The organism is Ferrimonas balearica (assembly GCF_019802055.1).
Lineage (GTDB): Bacteria > Pseudomonadota > Gammaproteobacteria > Enterobacterales > Shewanellaceae > Ferrimonas > Ferrimonas balearica_A.
The window spans coordinates 1554970-1578193 of the sequence record NZ_JAHVHW010000007.1 but is presented as its reverse complement, the minus strand read 5'-3'; the positions used below and the strand labels follow the sequence as shown (position 1 = coordinate 1578193).

Here is a 23224-nt window from a genome sequence, read left to right as displayed (position 1 = left end):
CGCGACCGCGCAAGGAAGAGTGCATGATCCCTGCTTTGGATCCTCAGGCGGTACTGGAACCCCAGTATCGGGATTATCTCGGCGCCCTTAAAGGCGCCGGTTTTCAAGGTGAAGTGGAAACCCGGTATGGCCACCGGCTCAGCTTGGCCACGGACAACAGCGTCTACCAGATGCTGCCTCAGGGTGTGTTGTTCCCCCTTGATGGCGATGACATCCAACTGGCACTGCGACTGGCTCAGAACCCGGAGTTTCGTCAACTGACTTTCTCCGCCCGTGGTGGCGGCACCGGCACCAACGGCCAGAGTCTTAACCGGGGCATCATCATCGACACCAGCCGCCATATGCGTGGCGTCGTCTCCATTGATGCCGAGCGCCGTCAGGCGGTGGTGCAGTGCGGGGTGATCAAGGACGCCCTGAACGACGAACTGCGCCCCCATGGCCTGTTCTTCTCCCCCGATCTCTCCACCTCCAACCGCGCTACCCTGGGCGGAATGATCAACACCGACGCCTCCGGTGCCGGTTCTCTGGTGTATGGAAAAACCTCGGATCACGTGATCGCCATCCGCGCGATTCTTGATGATGGCAGCGAACTGATCACCGGCCCTTGGGATCAAGCAGCTCGTAACGCGCTGAAGGGCCGGGCCCGGGAACTGGCGGAATCTGTCGTGGCCCTGTGTCAGGAGAAGCAGGGGCTGATTGAAGCCCGCTTCCCCAAACTCAATCGTTTCCTGACCGGCTATGACCTTAAGCACGTCTACAACCCGGACACCGACATTCTGGACCTGACCCGTCTGCTCTGCGGCAGTGAGGGCACCCTGGCGTTTGTGGTTGAAGCGACCCTGGACCTGACCCCCATTCCGGACACCCGGGTGCTGGTCAACATCCAGTACGACAGTTTTGATTCCGCACTGCGTCACGCCCCGGAACTGGTGGACGCGCACGCCACGGTGGTGGAAACCATCGACGCCACGGTGCTGAACCTGGCACGGGAAGACGTCAGTTGGCATACCGTCGCGGACCTGGTGGAACCGGAGGACGCGGAGCAGGCTCACCGCTTTGACGGCATCAATATGGTGGAGTTCGCCGGAGAAGCCGATGAGGTGGAGGGTAAGCTGATCGCACTGCTGGCCCGGCTCGACAGCGGCGACAATGGCGCGGTACTGGGCTACAAAGTCTGCCGCGATGGCGGCAGCATCGGTCGGGTTTACGCCATGCGCAAGAAAGCGGTGGGCTTGCTGGCCAATGCCAAGGGCCCCCGTAAGCCGTTGGCCTTTGTTGAGGACACCGCCGTGCCACCGGAAAAGCTGGCGGATTTTATAGCCGAGTTCCGGGCGTTGCTGGATGCGGAAGGTCTGCAGTACGGCATGTTTGGCCACGTCGACGCGGGGGTACTGCACGTGCGGCCCGCCCTGGATCTCTGCGATCCGGCGGACGAGCGACAGCTTAAGGTCCTGTCGGACAAAGTGGCTGAACTGACCCGCCAGTATGGTGGCCTGATGTGGGGCGAGCATGGTCGGGGCGTGCGCTCTGAATATGGCCCTGCCGTATTTGGCGAGCTGTTTGAGGATTTGCGCCGCATTAAGGGGTGGTTTGACCCGGACAACCGCCTCAATCCCGGCAAGATCTGCACACCACTGGACAGTGACGATGAACTCTACCCGGTGGAGTCGCCCACCCGGGGCGCCTTCAACCGACGCATCAGCCCACAAAGCCGCGAAGAGTACGAGCGGGCGATCCGCTGCAATGGCAACGGCCTCTGCTTTAACTACCAGATTGATTCCCCCATGTGCCCCTCCTACAAAGCGAGTGGGGATCGGGTAGAGAGCCCCAAAGGACGGGCTGAGCTTTATCGGGCCTGGCTCAGACTGCTGGCCCGCGAGGGCGTGGATCTCAGCCAATATCCCCCGCGCCGCGCGCCCTTGTGGCAACGGGTTCGGAATCAGTTCTCTCAGGAGACCGACTTCTCCCATGAAGTGCACCAGGGCATGCTCAGTTGCCTCGCCTGTAAGGCCTGTTCCGGTGCCTGTCCGGTTAAGGTGGACATCCCGACGCTGCGGGCGGAGTTCTTGCACCACTACTACGGCCGCTACCTGCGTCCGTTGAAAGACCACTTTGTTGCCAACCTTGAGGACAGCCTGCCGCTGCAGGCCCGCTTCCCGAAACTGGTGAACAGCCTGAGCCAGAACCGTGCCAGCCAATGGCTGCTGAAGACCCTGGTGGGCTACGTGGATCCGCCGGCGCTTTCGGTCCCCACTCTGACTGAGCGGGTCGGGCAGCATCAGCCCTCGACCCTGCCTGAACTGGAGCGACGCCTGGCGCGGGCCAGCAGCGAGGAGCGCCGCCATATGGTGTTGCTGGTGCAGGACCCGTTTAACAGCCACTACGATGCCGCCCTGGTGGAAGCGGGACTGAAACTGCTGGCCCGGCTCGGGTTTGAACCGCTGCTGGTGCCGTACCTGCCCAATGGCAAGCCTCAGCACATCAAGGGTTTCCTGGACCGCTTCCGTCGAACTGCACGCAATTCTGCCGCAGCGCTGAACCGTCTGGCGGCTTACAAAGTGCCGATGGTGGGGCTGGACCCCGCTCTGGTTCTGACCTATTCCGATGAGTACGTCACCATTCTGAAAGAGGAGCGGGGCGACTTTGAGGTTGAGGTGCTGCAGTCGTTTCTGGCCCGTCACCTGGATCGCTGGACACCGCGCCCCCAGAGCGGGCATCACTACCGTCTGATGGGGCACTGCACGGAGAACAGTGTGCGACCCAGTGGCGCAACTGAGTGGCAGCAGGTTCTGGGTCACTTTGGTGCCGAATTGAAAACCGTCAATCTGGGTTGCTGCGGTATGGCGGGCACCTTTGGCCATGAGGTGGCCAATCTGGAGCGAAGTCGTCAGCTGTTCGATATGAGCTGGGCGCCGGAGTTGGCGAAAGAGGAGGGGGAGCCGCTCTCCAGCGGATACTCCTGTCGCAGCCAGGTTAAGCGATTTGGACTGAAGGGCTTGCGCCACCCCTTGCAGGTTTTGCTGGAACTGATTGAAGGTGATTGAGCGACTCGTCCGTCAGGTGGGAGAGAATCCCAAGCTGGACAGCTGGGATCCCCCCCTGTGCGGCGATATCGACATTGAGATCGACCGGGAGGGCAACTGGTATTGCCAGGGTGAGCCGTTCCGGCGGCCTGCGCTGGTGCAGTTATTCGCATCGGTGCTCAGAGCAGAATCCGATGGCCACCACTATCTGGTGACCCCGGTGGAGAAGTGGCGGGTCCGGGTTCAGGATGCGCCGTTTCTGCTGACGGAGTTGGAATCCGATGATGGTCAGTGGTGGCTGAACGGGCCCAATGGCGTGCGCTGCCCCGTCAGCGATGATCACCCCTGGCTGCTTAAGCAGGGCATACCCTATGTGCGGCTGTGGCATGGAATGCTGGGGAAGATTTCGCGTGCGCTGTACTATCGTCTGGCGGAGCAGGCCGAATGCCGGGATGGCGAATATGGGGTGCAGTTGGGAGCGCAGTGGTGCGTCCTGGGGGAAAAAGAGTGAAAGCCCGACACCAGGTGCCGGGCTTTCCAATTTTTTCGCTTGAACAGCGTCTATTCGGAGACGGAGAATAACGCTGGAACGGTCAGGGATAAGGTGCTAACTCAACTCACCAGGCAAATGTGAGTCCCATCCCGTTCTGATGCTTCGCAGTATAGGTTTCCTTGCGTTGGGTCAACAGCGAAATAAAATGACTTTCATATGAACGCTGTTAATCCGAGGCCCCCATGCTGAGTAGCGCCATTCTCTCCTCCATGCACTGTTTTGCCAGTGCAGCCCGACATATGAGCTTCACCAAGGCGGCCGAAGAACTGCACCTGACACAGAGTGCCGTCAGCCACCGCATCAAAAAACTTGAAGAGCAGTTGGGCTTCAAACTGTTCCTGCGCTTTAACCGTCGCCTGCAGTTGACGGAGCAGGGGCAGGGCCTGATGGCGGTGCTGGACCAATCCCTCGGTGGGCTGGAATCCGCCATCCGTGACATTCGTCAGCAGGAGTTCACCTCCACCCTCAGCATGGCGGTGCCCCACAGCTTTGCCCGCTGCTGGTTGTCCGAGCGATTGGGGGATCTGCATCGTCGTTATCCCAAGATGACTTTGCAGGTGCGCGCTCAGTCCCGCTCCACCGACTTCCAGCATGAGCCTGTGGATGTGGCGGTGTACTACGACCGGGCAGATCGCTCTGGCCTGCATCAGCATGTGCTGTTTGGTGAGATGCTGGTGCCGGTGTGCAGCAAGGATTACGCGGATGAGCACAACCTGTGGCAGAACCCGGATGGCCTGGCAGACTGTTTGCTGCTGCATGATGAGACCGCCTGGCAGGGCACCGGATTCTACACTGAGTGGCAGTTCTGGGCCGAACGAGCTGGGATTGATCCTCTGGCCGTGACTCGCGGTTTTGTGTTTAACCGTGCGGATTTGGCCTACCGGGCCGCCATGTCCGGGCAGGGCGTGGCACTGGGACGCTGGCACATGGTGGCGCCATCGGTTCGCTCCGGTGCGCTGGTGGTGCCCATTGACGCCTTTGTCGAAGCGGAGCAGCATTATCTGGCAGTGTGCCATCCTGATCGTCAGGAGGTACCCGCCATCAAAGCGGTGCTGGAGTGGCTTGATGAGATGGCCCAGCAACACATGGAAAGACTGGCCCAGGAGCGGGAAGCCCTGGCGTTCGAGCCGGTATAGGAAGCTGGTCGGGCCTCGTTTACGAGGCCCTACAGGTATCCTTTGCGGGCTTTTAAGACCGAAAGGAACTGTAACCCTATGATTCAAACCCTGACCCAAAACGAGATCCCCTCCAATCTGAGCCTGGTATGGAAAGGTTTTCTCAAGCGCTGTGCGCCTGGAGAACTGCCGGCCATGGAGATGAAGGTCGAAGGGTTCCGGTTTGAAGCGGAGCAGCTCAAACGCTACAACGCCTTCTGTGGGTTCGCCCCCGATGTGCTGCCGCTCTCCTACCTGTTTGTTGCGACTCAGCCGATCCAGCTGATGCTGCTCACCGACAAAAATGTACCGGTTCAACCTCTGGGCATGATCCACCTGGGCGTCAGCTTTGAGTTGCATACTGCGATGAAGGCGGACGAAGCCTACGATGTGGTGGTGAAGGTGGGTGAGCAGGAGCGCACCGAAAAGGGGTTGGAGTTCGAACTGGTGGCGGAATTTACTCAGGGCGCCACCTGCTGCGCTCAATACACCAGCCGTTGTCTGTTGCGCCTGCCTGCGGAAGGCGGTCGTCGCCGTCGGCGTGCCGGTACTCGTGCCCCCAAGGTGGAGTACCAGTGGCAGACCCTCGAAGCCCTGGCACTGTCGCCCCAGGTGGCCCGTGGTTATGCGCGGATCTCCGGCGACTACAACCCCATTCACCTGCACCGGATCACCGCCAAACCCTTTGGCTTTGATGCGCCGATCGCCCACGGAATGTACATGGTTGCGCGGATGCTCTCCGCTGTATCCGAGCCGTTAACCGGCGCCAGCTTTGACTTTAAGCGTCCCGTACTGATGCCCGGCAACGGCACCATTGAGCGCGATGGCAGCGCCCTTCGTCTGGCCAACAGTGCTGGAAAGCCGCTGGTGGAAGCCACCATCACCACCGCTTGATTGCGGCGCTACCCGGCCCCAATGCCGGCATGACTCAATCCCGGTTGGAACAAATAAAAAGCCCGGCAACTGCCGGGCTTTTTGCGTTCGTTCAGGGCAGGCGCATATCGATGTCGATAAGCCACCATTTGCGTGCAACCGCATCACCCATCTCGGTGACACCTTCATTGACCCAGGGCTTTGCCCTTTGAGTCAGCACCAGAGGCTCTGTGGAGAAATAGTGGCCCGCAGGCAGGGCACCGTTGTAGTCGTCCTCCGGCGCCAGGGTGATCCGCACCTGCTGGTTACCGTTGCAGTAGACCGACATGGGCGCCGACAGTGGCAACCACTGCCAGGCTTCCTGACAATCCCCGCGGGTGCTCAAACGCAGCGTCACCGGAACACGTTGTCCGCTGGACTCGAGGGTCACCGAGGCTTTAACACGGGTGTAGCCACTGCCATCCGGTAACTGCACCTCTGTGCCGAAGTCATTGCCACTGGCCAACTCCAGCTGGCTGTGATCGCCCTTCATGATGTCGATACGGCCATCGAACACCAGCGTTTGACCCTCAAAGGTGACGGTGTCCGGCTGTCCGGACTCCCGGTCGATGCGATCAAGATAGAGGGTATGTTGAGCCAGGCTTGGTGTGACCTTGTTGCCTCCGTTGTCTTCAATGATAAGGCTGATAAGTCCCGTGGGCGGCTGGCGGTGCACCACCAGGGTGCCGTCATCGGTCAAGTCATAATCGGCCGATGGGGTAGCGGAGAAGTGCAGCATGCCGTATTGATTGTCGATAATCGGGGCCGTTATCCGCATATCCGGATAGAAGGCAAAGTTCGTCGGCGTGGCGCTGTCGACTCTGAGCCCTTCATGCCGTCCCAGTTCGATGATCGCCTGGTAGTGCACCTGGCTGTCTTCGTAGTTTCGGCTGTGTTCGGTTACGGCGACTTCAACAATGCCCGCCTGCAGCGGCGTGATTACGCCGGTACGGGACTCGATCTGAGCAATCTGGCGCTGTGCCGCATCCTCAATCCAGTAGCTGACCCAGGCGTCTGGCTCCACGCCGGTCAACTGCGGGGCGGTCAGGGGCAGTTGGCCATAAATACCCTGGATCTGCTCGCTGGCGAGTTTGAGATTGGGGTTGGCGGCCCCTTTGTTGACTGTAACCGTTACCATCTGCCGGTAGGAGGCGGTGTTGGTGTCACCCGGGTCGGTCACCGTGACATTAGTGGTGCCGGCGTTGAGTACGGTGACGACACCGGTCTGGGGGTTAACGGCGACCACGTCCTGCTTTGAGCCCTTGCTGATGGCAAAGCTCGGGGTGCCAACGGCTCCGATGACCGAGATGGCGCCCTGGGCATCCGGAGCATAGGTCAGCGTAAGACCCTGAGCCTCCATGGGGCTGTCAGCCTGGTAAACGGTGACGGTCAACAGGGTTTCTGCGGGCTGGTACCAGTCGTTACCGCTGTCGGTTACGTTGAGCACCGCGTAGCCAGGTTTGAGCGTTGTCAGGCTGTGGTCCGGATTGATGGTCACCACATCCTGCCCATCCAGCAGGGTGAAAGAGAGGGCGCCTTGTGCCCCTTCAATCACCGGCATCAGCTGTTGGCCGGATTGATACTGGGTCACCAACGGCGTCGCACTCAAGGCGGTGTTTTCCAGCTTGTCGACGGTGAGGGTAAATGGCGTTTGTGCCGGGGCGTAGTAACGCCCGCCATCGTCGGAGACAAGAATCGTGGATTGACCCGGCATCAAGGGCGTCAGAGTACCGGAAACCGGATCCAGACGGACTCGCGTGGCATCCTGCTCTTTTGCCAACCGATAGCTCACTTCACCTTGTGCCCCCTGAATGGCGGGTATCCAGCGAGCGTCAGCGTCAAAGGGACGGGAGATATCGAGGGCTGACAGACCGGGGTGGGGCAGTGGCAGCACGGTGACGGTCACAGTGTGCTGGCTTGGCAGGTAGTTTCGTCCGCCGTCATCCTGCACGTTCAGGCGCACTTCGCCAGGTGCCAGCAGGGCCAGACGCTGGTCATCGGTAATGGCAACCACATCCTGAGGGGCATCCTCGGCGAGAGCGAGGGTCAGGGTGCCTTGTACGCCGTTCACCGGCAGCTCGACGATTCCGTCAAATTCAAACGCCAGCGGCGCACCAGAGATCACCAGCCCGGTGTTTTCTGCCGGGAGTACGTTAACGCAGAAGCGCTGGTCTGCCAGCGTTTCAAAACCCGGCCCATTGCTTTGCTCGACGCGAACACAGGCCTGACCCGCACTCAGGATGCTCATCTCGCCTGAATCTGGATCAAGACGGACAATCTGGTGTGAGTCGGAGTCATCCAGCACAAAGTGAACCTGATGTGCCAGCGAGCCACTGTATGAGGGAAGCAGTGTGCCCCCAGGCACATAGGGCTTGTCACCCAGATCGTGGAATTCGGCAACCCCGCCCTGGGCTGGCATGACACGGACAAAGGCGGCGGCGCTGGAGCTTTGGTAGTTGCGGCCACCGTCATCCTCGATATGGACCAAGCTGGTGCCGACCGCCAAAGCGGTGACCCGCCCGGACTCATCGATGGAGATGATGGGGTGGTCCTCCATCGGGCGGTAGTGGAGTTGGCCAATGGCACCGGATACCCGTAAAGGCGCAGGGCTGTCACCGTAAGAGAGGGTGAGGTCATTGGTCAGGAGTTGGCCCCGTGCCCCCGGTGTAATGGTGATCTGCCATTCGGTTTCAGCGGCTTTGTAGTTTGGCAAGCCATTGTCACGGATGCGGATGACGGCTTCCCCTTGGTTCAGGACCCGAAGTTGGCCGCTGCGGACGTCAACCTCGACCACATCGTCCGCGCTGCCGGGATCCAGCTCAAAGCTCAATGTGCCTTTCTGGCCCTGGATCTCAGGGTGCAGTGTGCCTTCCGGATGGTACTGGGCCGTCACACTTCTGGCACTGAGTCCAGGGTGAGAGGGGAGAACCGTCTCCTCCGGTGGGGTGGTGATCGGGGGCACAGTGGTTGAGTTGCTCTCATCACTGCTACCGCCGCCGCAGCCAGTGATGAGTAACACCAGCCAGGCCGCCAGTAGGAAACGCCATTTTGTGCGCATGGATGCCTCCAAATTTGGGGTGCAGAAATCCCTCTCCAATTAGGAAATGGAGATGTGGGGGGATATAGCGGAATGGGGCATTCTAGCGACTTGATATAGCGGAACAACCGATAGGTTCTATGTAATTAAGATGCAGGTTTTAATCTGGCTAAATATTTACTTAAGTCCATGATAAATATCCAGAATGTATTATTTAATCCGTTGATTAACTGACTTCAGTTGAATGGTGCTCAGTCGGAATTCAATCGCCAAGATGTGGCAAATAATAAGGGCGCCAATGGCGCCCTTAAACGGGGCGGGCCGTGGGGTGGCCCGCAGTTGGGAGCTAAAGCGTTAATCGCACTGATGCGGGTAGGGCACGTTGTCCACGTATTCCGCTGAGCAGCTGCTGTCGCAGGGGCTGCAGAGGCCGCGCTCAGGGCGCTGTACGTCGTGACAGAAGGCGCAATCGATACCGGTGCTGCCTTTGCTGACGTGGTTGTGCATCTTATCCCAGGTGCGCGGCAGGCTCTTGGAACCATCATGACACTGGTTACAGACCTGCTCTTTCGGACCTTTGAGCTTGTAGCCCATGGTGTCGAGCATCGAGTCGTTGGCCAGATCCAGAGTGGTCTCGTGACACTGGCTGCAATCCGCCACATCACTGGCAGGATTCACACCGTGGTTGATCATCTGGAAGGTGTCAGTCTCGATCCACTCATAGGGCTCATTGGCTGGGTAACCCATGTTCACCAGGCCGGACTCGGTAGACGCAACAGCATCCCCTGAACCCTTGAGGTACTCGAAGGTGTTCAGCGCGATCATCCGTTGGTCAGCCACGGTCATGGGTTGCAGTGCGGTCTTGTACTTGAAGGGCACCAGCATGCCGTCGTTGACCCCGCCGATTGGGCGAGAAGTGGGGTAGCGACCGGTTTCCGGATCCAGCACCGCCTGATCGCCCAACAGGTAGTTGTCGCTCTTACGGTTCCAGAAGCGCAGCCATGGGGCCAGGTTCGCAGCCTTATCGGTGTGCGGGTGGCCAGGACCGGATACGCCGTCCGCCGGTGTGCCGTCGTGGTGGTGCTGCCAATCACGGTGGATTTCGGTGGGCACATGGGCCGGGTCACCCAGATCTTTGGCGTAGGTCGGGATGTGGCAGGATTGGCAGGCTACGCGCGCTACGTGACGGTCCGGTTCGCCACGGCGTCCGGTTGCGGCGTGGCCGGTACCGGAGTCCATGCCCTGGTGGCAGTTGGCGCTGGCGCAGGTGATTTCGGCACCACGAACGATGTCGTCAGTGGGTCGCAGGTCGGAGCCTTTACCAATCACACGGTGGTTGATGAACTGGTGGCAATCCTGACACTGCAGGTTGGCGCCAGTGGCGTTCATATGCACATCGAAGTGGGGGTCGCCATTGGCCATCAGCGCGGAGGAGAGATCGCCCCGCTTCACGCCATCACCACCGCCGGCAAAGGCGTGACACTTCAGGCAGTTGGTACGGGTCGGCGGCGCAATGTTCTGAACGTAGCTGTCCAGTGTAGCGCTGTCTGTGCCCTGGGAGGGGCCCAAGCTACCATCAGGCAGACGGACGCGGTTCAGCGCGTAGTCGCTGTTGTGGCACATCAGACAGTCGACGTTGGCGACGGTATCGCCTTCACCCGGCTTGATGCCGCGCCCTGCGTGGCAGGAGCCACAGACCGGCCAGTCGCCTTCGATGTTGATGCAGTAGCTGTTCACCGCATTGGTCAGCTTGCCCTGGAGGGTGCCGCCCTGGTTTACCATATCGGGCGTTTCGCCGGTCCACTGGTAATGGGTGGAGCCAAACATCTCCTGATACTGGAATCCGCCTTCACCGCCGTCATGGCAGTTTTGGCAGGCGCTGGGATAGTCTGTCCAGCCGAGGCTGGCGTGGGGGTTATCGACGCCGCAACCGGCAACCGGTTCTACGGCACACTCACCGCAGCTGTTCAGTTGCCAGACTGCAGGATTGTTGTCATCGCAGTCTTGTCCGGCTCGGTAGCCGTCACCGTCGTTATCGACCGGTTTGGCGGCTTGGGAAGCGAATGCTATCAGGAATAATCCCAGGCATCCGGTCAATCGTAGTGCAGTCATCATCATTCTCCGTTGATTCAGTTTGAGACCGTTGAATCTCGGTGCAGGGTTGTGCCCGGACGGTGTAGGCGATTTTGAGCATGAGCGAGCCCGAGGCAGGGAATCTGCTTCCCTGCCCAAAACCCGCCTGAAACCGGCCGTTGTGGTTTGTTTTGAATTCTGCCCCTGCACCTTCAGTGGGGCCTTCGTTGCTTCATATTGAGTGCTTTGTGCAGCACCTCCTAATGTTCAAATGGCTAATTTAGGTAATTAAAAAGTAGCAATCCCCCCCAAATTTGACGTGACGAGGATCACGCAAGGCAAATAATGTGAACAAAAAGTAAACTTGAGGTGTTGAGTTAACTGGGGTAGGTGAAAATGGGGTGAGTTCAAAGAGTGATCGGGAGCAAGGAAATAAGATCGTAGGGGGGAAAGCTTGTATACTTTTACCTGTCACAAAAATTACGGAATAAAAAGTAGCAGCTGGTTCTGAGGTAATTCGATTTGGCTATTAAAGGGATGGGGCCACCTTATTGAGGCCATTGATGTGGCGAACTCTTTGTTCAGCGTCAGGGGCCCGCTTGGGTTTATTGAGCCACTTTTAGGACTGTGCGAATCAATGTGATGGCGTGCGGCTTTTCAGATCCTCAAACCGCTCAAGCTGGGGGCGGATCCTTTTTCCGGTATGCACAATGACCTCTCGGGCTCCGCCGCCAAGTGCCAATTCACGAAGCACCCTGATTTCGATATCCGTCAGTCCACCCTCGGCTTTTTCCAGCTGGTGTATTACCACCCGGGGCGCCGGTCGAAGCAGTCGTGATGAGTGAAACTCCCGGATCCCATGTTGAAGCAACTTCTCCGCCACTTGGAAGTTACCGACAAAGCTGCGGGGATGGGAGAAAGGGTTCACACGCTGGATAGTCGGCCCCGACAACCGTTTCGCCTCGTCACCAATTGCCTTGATGGTGGGCTTATCGTTTTCCATCTCCAACGCCAGCCAGGGGGAATACTCCAACCGATGGCCAGAGCGAAATCTTTGGATGGTGATTTTCTCCTGACTCAGTTCAATCAACAGGTCGTGGGAAACGAGAGAGCGTAAAAACCGAAACATCGCTTATGGCATCCTTTCCAGTCGCGTCAAATATGGCTGATGTCCTCACTATACTGCTGGTCGTCTGCGTTAAGCCAGTTGGATTGGGTGGTGACAATACCTCGCCTATGGAGGATTAAAGCAAAGGCATCAGTGATTTATGGATTTAACCAGGGGTTGCCGATACGTTACGCTTTCCCTTTGCGTTACCATCGGATATCGGCTGACTACCTAAGGCGCTGTATGCACGCATCCTCTTCCATTCTGCCCTGGCTCTGGGGTTTTCTTCGCCCCTACCGTCATCGTGTCGCTCTGGCGCTGGTCGCCCTTGCGGTTGGCTCCGGTGCCTGGCTGGCGCTGGGGCAGGGGGTGCGCCTGCTGGTGGATCGGGGGTTTCTCTCCGGTGACCCAACTGCGCTCAATCGGATGATGCTGCTGGTGCTGGCGATCAATCTGGTAGGCGCGATGGCGGTGTTTGTCCGTTTCTACCTGATGACCTGGCTGGGGGAGCGGGTCAGTGCTGATCTGCGCAAAGCGGTGTTTGATCACCTATTGACCCTGTCGCCCGAGTTCTATGAAACCAGCCGAACCGGCGAAGTGATCTCGCGCTTTACCGCCGATACCACCGTACTGCAAACCGTGGTGGGGATGAGTTTGTCGATGGCGCTGCGATCCGCCCTGACGCTGATCGGCGGGGGGGTGATGATGATGGTGACCAGCTGGCAACTGACGCTGGCCGTAGCCGTCGCCGTACCGGTCGTGCTGGTGCCCATCCTGTTCTTTGGCCGCCGGGTACGTACCCTCAGTCGCGCCAGTCAGGATAGGGTGGCGGATCTGGGGGCTCGTGTGGATGAAACCCTGCATGAGATACAGACGGTTCAGGCCTATGGTCATGAACCGGTGGATCGCACCCATTTCCACCGGGATGTGGAGTCGGTGATGGCCACCGCGGTAAAGCGGATCCGCTATCGCTCCGGACTGATTGCTGCGGTGATGTTGCTCTCCGTCAGTGCCATCACGCTGGTGAGCTGGATGGGGGCGTTAGAGGTGATGGCGGGTGGCCTGAGCGCCGGTCAGCTTACTGCCTTTATGTTCTACGCCGTATTGGTGGCGGGTGCGGTCGCTACCCTCAGTGAAGTGATTGGGGAGATCCAGCGAGCAGCCGGGGCCAGTGAGCGATTGCGTGAGCTGATGATGGTTCCGGCATCGATTGAAGCTCCGTCCTCACCCAAGATACTGCCTGCGCCTCTGCGCGGCGCCCTCCAGTTTCAACAGGTCCAGTTTGCCTACCCCAGCGCCTTAAATCGCCCCGTTCTGAAAGCGTTTTCTCTCTCCATCAAGCCCGGTGAGCGGGTGGCCTTTGTGGGCCCCAGCGGTGCGGGTAAAACCACCCTATTTCAGCTGTTGAAGCTGTTTTATCGCCCTCAGCACGGGGAGATCTCGCTGGATGGGGTCTCCACCCATCAGTGTGATCCTCACCAGTGGCGTTCTCAGTTTGCGCTGGTGTCTCAGGAGCCGGTGATCTTTGCCACCTCGGTGCTGGAGAATGTGCGCTACGGTCGTCCGGAGGCGTCGATGGCCGAAGTGGAAGCCGCCTGTCGGGCCGCCCGTGCCCATGAGTTTGTGGAGGAACTGCCCGGTGGTTATCACTCGGATCTGGGAGAGCGGGGCGTGCGGCTTTCCGGGGGTCAGAAGCAGCGCATCGCCATCGCAAGGGCGATCCTGGCTGACCGACCCATCCTGTTGCTGGATGAAGCCACTTCAGCCCTGGATGCCGCCAGCGAAGTGGCGGTTCAGGAGGGGTTGGAACAGTTGATGGCGGGTCGCACCACACTGATCATCGCCCACCGCTTGTCCACGGTGGTGAATGCGGACCGGCTGGTGGTGCTGGATAAGGGGGCGATCAGTGCGGTGGGGCGACACGCCGATTTGCTCAATGAGAGTGCTCTGTATCGTCAGTTGGCGGAGTTGCAATTGATGGCGGAACCGCAGCGGGATCCCTCGCTCTAGCCACCTCTTCGGACGGCCACTTAACGGGCAGTAACCCCGGTCTGGCAAAGGGTTAAGCCTGGCCGGCGACCCGCCCGTCTGCCATTGAATCCGCCTTTCGGTTATCCTTTTGGGACTCTATAGTGACAAAAACAGGGCGACAAAGATCGCCCGCGCCATAGAGCAATCAAAATAAAAGGACAATTCCAGATGATTGATAACACGTTGCCTTTGGTGGATCTGCATCGCCACCTGGATGGCAATATCCGGCCTCGCACTATATGGGAGTTGGGTACGCAGCATAATCTCGCGCTGCCTGCGGACAGCTACGAGGCGCTTATCCCCCATGTTCAGATCACCGACAACGCCCCCGATCTGGTCACCTTTCTGGCCAAACTCGACTGGGGTGTGGCGGTACTGAAGGACTACGATGCAGTGCGGCGAGTGGCCTACGAGAACGCCGAAGATCTGAAGCTCAATGGCATCGATTATGCGGAGCTGCGCTTCTCTCCCGGCTATATGGCGATGACTCACGGCCTGAGCCCGGAAGGGGTGGTGGAAGCGGTCATTGATGGGGTTCAGGCCGGTTGCCGCGACTTTGGGGTCAAAGCGAAGCTGATCGGCATTCTGAGCCGCACCTTTGGTCCGGACGCTTGCCACGCCGAACTTCAGGCGTGCCTGGCGTTTCGGGACAAGATCACCGCGATGGATCTGGCCGGTGATGAGCTGGGCAAGCCCGGCCCGTTGTTTGAGGACCATTTCCGCATCGCCCGGGATGCCGGTTTCCGTCTGACCATCCACGCCGGTGAAGCAGCGGGCCCGGAGAGCATCTGGCATGCGGTTCGGGAGCTGGGTGCCGAGCGCATCGGCCACGGCGTTAAAGCGGTGGAAGATCCAGCCCTGATGGCGTATCTGCGGGAAAAGGGTATCGCACTTGAGTCCTGCCTGACCTCCAACATTCAGACCACCACGGTCGCCAGTCTGGCGTCGCACCCCATCACCACCTTCCTGAAGGAAGGGCTGATGGTGACGCTGAACACTGACGATCCCGGCGTGGAAGGGGTGGACCTGCGCCATGAGTATGAAGTGGCCGCACCGGAAGTCGGACTGACCGAAGCGCAGTGCCGAACCCTTCAGGAGAACGGCCTGAAAGCGGCCTTCCTGAATGACCAGGAGCGCGAGGCGCTGAAAGCGGCCAAAGCCTGATACCAACCCGAAGCCTCTGGCTTCGGGTTTTTTTCTGCCTTAAGGAGGAGATATGGGACTGCTGGATGGATTGATGGGCAACGCCACTGAAGTGGATCTGGACGAACTGCACCGGGAGCTGGCGCCAATTCTCGCTTCCAGTGAGCAACTCAAGCTGGCCTACAAAGTGATTCGGGATCTGTTTGTGTTCACCAATAAGCGGTTGCTGATGATCGACAAGCAGGGGGTCACCGGCAAAAAGGTGGAGTATCACTCCATCCCCTTTAAATCGATCACTCACTTTCTGGTGGAAACCAGCGGGCGTTTCGATATGGATGCGGAGCTGAAGATCTGGATCTCTGGCCAGAGCGACCCCATCGTTCGGGAGTTGAAAAAGGGCACCGATGTGGTCGGCATACAGCGTGCCATCGCGGAGTTGGTGCTGAACTGACGCTCTGCACTGGCTAACCCGCTGGAAACGCTATACTCCTTTGCTTACGCGGTGAAAAAATCACCATCCTGTTGTTGCGGGAGGCAGAGATGAAGCGGTTGCATGCAATCCTGGCTGTGGTTGGACTTGCCCTGGGGCTGTCCGGAACGGTTCTGGCTGAACAGACTGAACCCAGCCAGACCCTGTTTATCAACGTCAATGTGTTTGATGGCGTCAACGAGAAGCTGATCAGAAACGCCAATGTCCTGGTTGAAGGCAACCTGATCAAAACCGTTTCCGCTAAACCGCTGAATGTCCCCGGCGCGGCCGTTATCGATGGTAAAGGGGGCACATTGATGCCCGGCTTCATTGAGAACCACGCCCACCTGATGTTGCCGGGCCCCTCCCTGCCAGCAATGGAAGCCGGAGCCACCTGGGAAGACCTGGCGATTCACGGTACCCAGATGGCCGAGATGTACCTGATGCAGGGCTTTACCACGGTTCGGGATGCCGGGGGCGCCAATGCGGGGCTTCGTCGGGCCATCGATTCCGGCAGCATTCTTGGCCCCCGTTTCTATCCCTCTGCCGCGTTTCTTGGCACTCGTGGCGGGCATGCGGATTTCGCCAACTACACGTCGCCGCCCGGTGAGGACACCAACTTCGGCCGCCTCAATTTGGCGCAGGAGGTGGACAGTGTGGCGGATATGCATAAGTTCGGCCGCAACAATTTCCGTATGGGCGCCACCCAGCTTAAATACATGCAATCCGGCGGCGTGGTGTCCGCCTTTGACCCCTGGCAGTTGCTGGCGGGCTCGCCGGAAGAGATTGAAGCGGCCGTGCAGGTCGCCAACGAATATGGCAGCTACGTGATGGCCCACTCCTATCGTAAGGAGGCGATCATCACCGCCCTTGAGGCGGGGGTAAAAAGCATTGAGCACGGCTTTGCCTTTGACTGCGACATTGCCGAACTGATGAAGGAGAAGGGCGCCTACATCACCACCAATCTGACCGCCTTTGACCCGGGTCTGCTGGACATTCCGGCGGTAAAGAATGTGCCCGCCAGCCTGGCGAAAGCCAAGTCAGCCAGCGCCACGTTTGCCGGGTATGTGGACAATATGAAGCGCTGTCCCGCAAAGCGGGGATTCCATACCGACTGCGTGGGCTCTGTGGCGGCCTGTAATATCCAGATCGCCTACGAAAAGCATCTGAACAACAGCTTCTTTGGACCCTATGCCTCGCTGGTGGCGATGACCTCAGTGGGGGGCGAAATCGCCGCCATGACCGGGGACTTTATGAACCCCTATCTGGACGGCAAGCTGGGGGTGATAGAAGAGGGAGCTTACGCCGATATCCTGATTCTGGATGGCAACCCGCTCGAGGACTTCTCCGTAGTGGGCTCCGGTGATAAGTGGTTTGATGCCGAGCCCCGTCCAGACAGCCCGGAAACCATCCGTCTGATTATGAAAGATGGGGTGATCTACAAAAACACCCTTGCTCCCTGAGTCCCGAATGGGGAAGCGCATTCCCCTTCCCGCAAAAGAAAAGGGCGATCGTTCGATCGCCCTTTTGCTTTTCCTTCAGGCCGCTATTGGTTGCGCAGAGGCCGGGGAGGGGGCTTCACCGGGTACCGGCGGCCGGATGCGGTAGAAGCTGGCGTACAGCACCGGCACCACCACCAGAGTCAGTACGGTGGCAAAGCCGAGGCCGAACATGATGGTCACCGCCATTGAGGCGAAGAAGGCATCAAACACCAGAGGGATCATCCCCAGAATGGTGGTCAGTGCCGCCATGCTGACCGGGCGCACCCGGCTGACCGCCGCGTCCATCACCGCCTGGTAGGGCGGCTTGCCGGAGCCCAGCTCCAGATTGAGCTGGTCCAGCAGCACGATCCCGTTCTTCAGCACCATGCCGCTCAGAGAGAGCAGACCCAGCAAAGCGGTAAAGGTGAACGGCTGATTGGTGGCCAGCAGGCCAACGGTCACCCCGATGACGGAGAGGGGGACCGTCAGCCAGATCACCACCGGCTTACGCAGGGAGTCGAACAGGAACACGGTAATGATGAACATAAACAGGTAGCCCATCGGCAGTGAGCTGAACAGCATGCTCTGGGCGTCGTTCTGCGCTTCATATTCGCCCCCCCATTCCAGGCTGTAGCCGGGAGGCAGGGGCAGGGCTTCCACCTGTGGCCGAACCCGATTGAACAAGCTGGCGGCGGTTTCATCCCCAAGGATGTCGTGGTCCGCCATGACCGTCAGGGTACGCTTCCGGTCCTTTCGCTGAATCACCGCATCCTGCCAGATCAGGTCAACCCGGCTGACCACCTGTTGAACCGGTACGTAGGTCTGCAGAGTCGGACTCCAGATGGTGATGTTGTCGAAGCTGCCAAAATCGACCCGCTCCGCTTCCGGCAGGCGCACCACAATGGGCAGCATTCGGGTGCCGTCACGGTAGAGGCCGACACGGCTGCCGCCGAAGGCCATCTGCAGGGTGCCAGCCAACTCTTCGTTGCTGACCCCCAGGCGCCGCGCCTGTGACTCGTCGATCACCGGCACCAGCACCTTGGTGCGTTCGCGCCAGTTGTGGCGGATATTTCGGGCACCCGGGTCGTTGCGGAAGATCGCTTCCACTTCGCCAGCCAATCCGCGCAGGGTATCCGGGTCCGGGCCACTCAGGCGAGCCTCAATCTTGGACGCCGGGGAGGGACCAATCTCCATCAGGCGCTGCTGAAACTGCGCCTGGGGGTAGCGTTCCGGCAGTTCACTGGCCAGGGTGTGCATCAGCGCCTGCATCCGTTCCCGCGTGTCGGTGCGGATCTGCAGCTGAGCAAAAGCGGCGTACTGCTTTTCCGGCTGGTAGGTCAGGGTAAAGCGCTGCATCCCCTGGCCAGTGGTGGAGGTGACGAACTTCACCCCCGGCTTGGCCAGAATGGTTTGCTCGACATCCTGAACCATCTTATGGGTGGCGCGAATATCGGTGCCCTCCGGCATCCACAGATCCAGATAGAAGATCGGCGTATTGGAGGGCGGGAAGAAGGCGTTCTTTACGAAGCCAAATCCGGCACCGGCACCCACCAGCAGCAACAGCATGGCACCGAGCGTCAGCGCCCTGTGACGCATGGCAAAGGCCAGGCTGCCCCGGAACAGCGTAAAGATGAAGCCCTGGTAGGGATCCCGGGTTTCGGCCTGCGGGTTGTCCTCGTTTTCAGTCTGAGCGGGCAGCAGCAGGTCCGCCAGGAAAGGCGTCAGGGTCAGGGCGGTGATCCAACTGAGGAACAGGGAGTAGCAGAGCACCCAGAACAGCGAGCCCATAAACTCACCGGTGGCGTCCGGAGAGAGGCCAATCGGAGCGAAGGCGGTGATGGCGATCACCGTGGCGCCCAGCAGCGGCCAGGCGGTCTGTTTGACGATGGCAGTCGCGGCGTCCACTTTGGACAGGCCGCGCTGCCGACCCACCAGTATCCCCTCGACCACCACAATGGCGTTGTCCACCAGCATCCCCAGCGCAATGATCAGGGCGCCAAGGGAGATGCGGTGCAGCTCCACGTTGGTCCACTGCATCATCATAAAGGTGCCCAGCACCGTCAGCAGCAGCACCAGACCGATGATCAGGCCACTGCGCCAGCCCATGGCAAACAGCAGCACCAGAATCACGATGCCCACCGCCTCAGCCAGGCTGATGATAAAGCCGTCGACGGACTGGTCCACCTCCTTGGGTTGGTCATAGAGGGTGTGCAGTTGGATGCCTGCGGGTTGGGCCGCCTCCAGCTCTGCCAGTCGGGCGTCCAGGCGCTGTCCCACTTCCACCACGTTAACGCCGGTGGCGAAGCTGATGCCCAGGCTGATGGCACTCTGGCCGTTGTACTGGACCAGATTGGTGGGGATCTCCTGAAAGCCGCGATGGAGGGTGGCTACGTCGGTCAGACGCACCAGTTGGCCGGTGTCACGACCATGGATGATGGGATCCACGCTGGAGTTGAAGCCGCCGGGGCGCAGATACAGGGACTCCCCATCAATGGTGATCTTACCCGCATCCAACACCGCGTTTTGCTGATGCAACAGCCCCACAACGGTGTTCACATCCAGATTGAGGGCCGCGAGTTTTTTGAGGGAGATCTCAATGTGGATCTGCTCCTGCTGCTCTCCCGCCAGGCTTACCTTGCCAACGCCGTCCACCAACTCCAGCTCACGGCGCAGGTAGTCCACATAGGACTTAAGCTCGCTGTAGCTGTAGTTGTCGCCGGTGACCATCAGCAACACGCCAAACACATCACCGAAGTCGTCGATCACCTTGGGGGGATAGGCGCCCGGTGGCAGCATCGGCTGTTCGTCGGCGACTTTGCGGCGTAGTTCATCCCAGATCTGCGGCAGTTCGTCAGCGCCATAATCCATCTTCATGCTGACCATGATCTGCGACATGCCGGGGGTGGAAGTAGAGTTGATCTTGTCCACGTAGGGCAGTTGTCGGATCGCTTTCTCAAGCGGGTAGGTGAGTTCTTCCTCCACCTCCATGGCGGTCGCGCCCGGATATTGGGTGATCACCATGGCGTCCTTGATGGTAAAAGCCGGGTCCTCCAGACGTCCCAGATCCTGGAACGCCAGCACACCGCCGACAGCCAGAATGACCAGAAACATCCAGCTGATCACCCGGTGTTTGATCGCGTATTGCGCAATGTTCATTGTCGGTGTCACTCCGTGATCGGTTGGGGACGAACGGCCATACCGGCCTCAAGTCGGGACAGGCCGGACACCACCAGGGTGTCGCCGGGCGTCAGGCCATGGCTGACCAGTGCACCGGCCTGCGTAATGGCACTGACGGCCACCTCTACCGGCTCTACTTTGTCTGCCACCACCTTCCAGGCGCGGAACTGGCCGGGCTGTGCGCCAGCACTCAGGGCACTGAGGGGAACGCGAACGCCCTGAGGCAGGGTCAGCCCCGCTTTGGCCATATCCACGGTAACGGTGGCGGGCAGGCCGGGTCGCCAATCCACGCTCTCAATCGGCACGCTCAGCCACAGCTGGAAAGCGCGGGTTTTCGGGTCCAGTTCAAGAGTGTGCTCCAGGTAGCGCATCTGAATCGGCTCAGCGAAGCCCTCTATCCGGGCTTCCGGGGCGTAGCCGATGCTCGGGGAGTTGGGGTCAATCTGAGAAAGCAGGCTGTCGGGCACCGGGATCTGCACATCAAGACGGTCGGCCCGGTACAGGCTGGCCACCGGTTCGCCGGGGCTGAGGGTTTCGAACTGCTCCTTGTGCACTTCCGCCACCACGCCGCTGAACGGGGCGGTCAGGCGGGTGTAATCGAGCCGGGCCCTGGCGGCGTTGAGGTTGGCACGGGCCAGACGCCAGTTGGCTTTAAGCTCATCCAGTTCCGCATCGGAAACGGAACCCTGACGTTGCAGTTGTTGCGCCCGGCTGAGCTGGCGTTCGAGCAGGGTGAACTGCGCTTTGGCATCGGTCAGCGCCTGCTGTTGAGTGCGATCCACCAGGGTGGCGATCAGTTGTCCCGCTTCGACACGCTGGCCCGGACGGATAAGCAACTGGTCCAGTTTGCCATCGATGCGAAAGGCCATGCGGGTCAGGTCCGGAGCAACAACGCGGCCATTGAAGCTGCGTTGCGGTGCCTGCTCCTCACCCGCAACGGTAATGGTGGCCACCGCCAACGCCTGTGGCGGGGACTTGGGGGCCTGGGGGCTGCAACCGGCAATCAGCCAAATCGCAAGGATCAGCAGCAGCGGCCAGAGTCGCATCAGGTGTCGTTCCAGCATCATCACAGTCCTCCCTCCCGTACCCAGTGGCGTACCTTTTGTCCTGCCTTGAGTTCCTGTGCACCGGCAGCCACCAATCGGGTTCCGGCATCGGCACCGGACACCACCGCGCCCTGGCTGTTCAGAATCAGATCCAGCGGCACCAGTCGGTCGTCCTCATCCACCTGCCAGACGGTGACCCGTTGGCCGTCACGGGCCACGATCGCTTCGCTGGGCAGAAACCAGAGGGGGCGATCGTCGGTGGGCAAAGAGGCTTCCACTTCGGCGGCCATGCCGGGCAGCAGGTTGATGTTGTCTGGGCGTTCGACGGAGAGAATCACCCGAAAGCTGTTGGTGTCCCGGTCAGGCTGCGCGTCGCTCTCTTTGTAGCGGGCCGGCAACTGCAATCCCGGGTGGTGGGCAAAACGCACGCTGAACTGCACCGGCTGGGCGTCGCTCAACAGGCGGGCATACTGACCGGGCAGGTTAAAGGCGATATCGAGGGCCTGATCCCCTTGCAGGTTGAGGACCGGCTCATTGGCGCCCGCCACTTCATGGGCCCGCTTATGGGTCAGAGAAACGGCGCCATCAAAGGGCGCGACCAACTGGGTGTAGGCCAGATCCGTCTTGGCCTGATCGAGTCGGGCCTGGGCAACGGTCAGCTCGGTTTGAGCGCGATCCCGCTGGTCTTCGCTGGTCAACTGCTGGGCAAACAGCTGCTCGGTACGGGCGAGTCGCACTCTGGCCAATTGGTACTCCGCCTGACGGGCTTCGACGGCAATCAGGTAATCGGTGGGATCCAGTGTGGCCAGGATGGCTCCCTGAGTGACCGGTTCCCCCATCCGCACATTTATTGCATTGATCTGACCGGGCACCCGAAACGCCAGTTGAGCGCGATCACCTGCTTCAATCTGTGCTGAGAAGCGATGGGACAAGGCGTTGTGATTTTGGGGGACCTGCAGAATTTTTACCGGCTTCTCGCTTTCCTGAACCGGGAAAGACTGGACTTCCGAGCAGCCGGAGAGCAGCAAACCGGCTGCCATCAAAACAGCCAATAGCCGCGTGGGAGGGGGGGAGTGGCGATCCATCATGGAAATCAGTTCCTGCAATGAGAGCGGTGCGTTAACAGGGTGTACGTTACTATACGGTTGGAAAGTATATTTGCTCTCCCTGTGGATAGCAAATTTGCTTTACATGTGGATAATAAGAACGGTGTGAGCCGGTGACTGGCCAACTTCCGGTCCAGGCGGGCATAATGAAACCCATTGATGATTCAACCAAAGTGACCCGATATGGTAGATAAACGCAGCGGACGCCAAAGCGCTGAAGCGGCGGAACAGACCAAGCGCTCAATTCTGTGTGCCGCAGCGGACCTGTTCAGCCAGAAGGGATTTGATAAGGTCTCAGTGAGAGAGATCAGCGAGGCGGCGGGGGTCTCCCACGGCCTGATCCGCCACCATTTTGGCAGCAAGGAGCAGATCTGGCACCGGATCTGCGACGAGATCCACCTCTACATTCAGGGGCTGATGCACACCCTGGTGGAGGAAACCGACCCAGCGTTGCCGCCCAATAAGCGCCTGTTCCAGATGATGGTGCGCCTGATGGCCAGCCTGTTGATCGATCCCCGGCCCTCCCGTCTGGCGGCCAGTGCCATGGGCTCCAAAGAGGAGCTGTTCGATTACCTGTATGACCTGACCGGCAACACCGAGAAGGTGTTTCTTGCTGAACTGGAACGCACTCAACAGGCCGGTTACCTGACCGATTCCAACATGGCGGAGATCAAGTGGTTCTGCTGCATGTTCTCTGATGCGCCCGCCACTCTGCGGCCTCTGTTGACCCAAACCTACGGCAGTAACAATGACGAGGCCTTGCTGGCCCACTGGCGCTTGTTCGCCCGTCTTATCGCGCCGCTTCTGGGGATCGAGGAGTCGGAGATCCCGGACCCGAAAGATCTGCGGGAGCTGATGGTGCAGGGCACCTGTGTCGATGGGCATATGCTCTAAGGGCACTCATCGAGCCA

The 23224-nt window shown here is 59.7% G+C and carries 15 protein-coding genes; 9 read left to right on the top strand and 6 right to left on the bottom strand.

Features of this window, described 5'->3' with window-relative positions; genetic code table 11:
* The first annotated feature begins 23 nt into the window (after positions 1–23).
* The 4 genes from KUV52_RS14790 (at position 24) to KUV52_RS14775 (ending at position 5624) form a co-directional block, all read left to right on the top strand.
* Complete coding sequence (locus tag KUV52_RS14790; RefSeq protein WP_222526689.1) at positions 24–3044, top strand: FAD-binding and (Fe-S)-binding domain-containing protein; 3021 nt, start codon at positions 24–26, stop codon at positions 3042–3044.
* On the top strand, positions 3037–3534 hold the full coding sequence (locus KUV52_RS14785; protein WP_222526688.1) for a DUF1285 domain-containing protein: 498 nt from the start codon (positions 3037–3039) through the stop codon (positions 3532–3534). Before KUV52_RS14790 ends, KUV52_RS14785 begins: the two co-directional genes overlap by 8 nt.
* A 224-nt stretch (positions 3535–3758) precedes the next feature.
* The gene (gene dsdC, locus KUV52_RS14780) at positions 3759–4712 is read left to right on the top strand and encodes a DNA-binding transcriptional regulator DsdC (protein WP_222526687.1); all 954 of its coding nucleotides are present in this window, start codon (positions 3759–3761) and stop codon (positions 4710–4712) included.
* Between the two features lie 78 nt (positions 4713–4790).
* A complete protein-coding gene (locus KUV52_RS14775; RefSeq protein WP_222526686.1) occupies positions 4791–5624 on the top strand; it encodes a MaoC family dehydratase in 834 nt (277 codons plus the stop codon).
* 91 nt (positions 5625–5715) lie between these two features.
* Here KUV52_RS14775 and KUV52_RS14770 read toward each other — a convergent pair whose 3' ends face one another.
* The 3 genes from KUV52_RS14770 to KUV52_RS14760 form a co-directional block, all read right to left on the bottom strand.
* Positions 5716–8700, bottom strand: coding sequence for a hypothetical protein (locus KUV52_RS14770; protein WP_222526685.1), 2985 nt, complete (start codon positions 8698–8700; stop codon positions 5716–5718).
* A 333-nt stretch (positions 8701–9033) separates the two neighbouring features.
* Positions 9034–10791, bottom strand: a complete 1758-nt coding sequence (locus KUV52_RS14765; RefSeq protein WP_222526684.1) for a hypothetical protein — start codon at positions 10789–10791, stop codon at positions 9034–9036.
* A 595-nt stretch (positions 10792–11386) separates the two neighbouring features.
* A complete protein-coding gene (locus KUV52_RS14760; RefSeq protein WP_222526683.1) occupies positions 11387–11881 on the bottom strand; it encodes a rod shape-determining protein in 495 nt (164 codons plus the stop codon).
* Positions 11882–12103: 222 nt separating this feature from the next.
* On the opposite strand from KUV52_RS14760, the gene KUV52_RS14755 reads away from it, so the two are divergent.
* The 4 genes from KUV52_RS14755 to KUV52_RS14740 all read left to right on the top strand — a co-directional run bounded on the left by KUV52_RS14755 (position 12104) and on the right by KUV52_RS14740 (position 16966).
* Complete coding sequence (locus KUV52_RS14755) at positions 12104–13870, top strand: ABC transporter transmembrane domain-containing protein (protein WP_222526682.1); 1767 nt, start codon at positions 12104–12106, stop codon at positions 13868–13870.
* A 189-nt stretch (positions 13871–14059) separates the two neighbouring features.
* Complete coding sequence (gene add / locus KUV52_RS14750; RefSeq protein ID WP_222526681.1) at positions 14060–15055, top strand: adenosine deaminase; 996 nt, start codon at positions 14060–14062, stop codon at positions 15053–15055.
* Positions 15056–15107: 52 nt separating this feature from the next.
* On the top strand, positions 15108–15485 hold the full coding sequence (locus tag KUV52_RS14745) for a PH domain-containing protein (protein WP_222526680.1): 378 nt from the start codon (positions 15108–15110) through the stop codon (positions 15483–15485).
* A gap of 89 nt (positions 15486–15574) precedes the next feature.
* Positions 15575–16966 carry a metal-dependent hydrolase family protein gene (locus KUV52_RS14740; protein ID WP_222526679.1) on the top strand — a complete coding sequence of 464 codons (1392 nt, stop codon included), beginning with the start codon at positions 15575–15577 and terminating at the stop codon, positions 16964–16966.
* Between the two features lie 75 nt (positions 16967–17041).
* Here KUV52_RS14740 and KUV52_RS14735 read toward each other — a convergent pair whose 3' ends face one another.
* Genes KUV52_RS14735 through KUV52_RS14725 form a run of 3 tightly spaced genes read right to left on the bottom strand, consistent with a single transcriptional unit; the run spans position 17042 to position 22247 of the window.
* Positions 17042–20140: an efflux RND transporter permease subunit gene (locus KUV52_RS14735; protein ID WP_222526678.1), complete on the bottom strand. Its 3099-nt coding sequence runs from the start codon at positions 20138–20140 to the stop codon at positions 17042–17044.
* Between the two features lie 8 nt (positions 20141–20148).
* Positions 20149–21228: an efflux RND transporter periplasmic adaptor subunit gene (locus tag KUV52_RS14730; protein ID WP_222526677.1), complete on the bottom strand. Its 1080-nt coding sequence runs from the start codon at positions 21226–21228 to the stop codon at positions 20149–20151.
* Positions 21228–22247 (bottom strand): efflux RND transporter periplasmic adaptor subunit, encoded by a 1020-nt coding sequence (locus tag KUV52_RS14725; RefSeq protein ID WP_222526676.1) that lies wholly within the window; start codon positions 22245–22247, stop codon positions 21228–21230. Before KUV52_RS14725 ends, KUV52_RS14730 begins: the two co-directional genes overlap by 1 nt.
* Before the next feature lie 249 nt (positions 22248–22496).
* On the opposite strand from KUV52_RS14725, the gene KUV52_RS14720 reads away from it, so the two are divergent.
* A complete protein-coding gene (locus KUV52_RS14720; protein ID WP_222526675.1) occupies positions 22497–23207 on the top strand; it encodes a TetR/AcrR family transcriptional regulator in 711 nt (236 codons plus the stop codon).
* Positions 23208–23224: the final 17 nt, after the last annotated feature.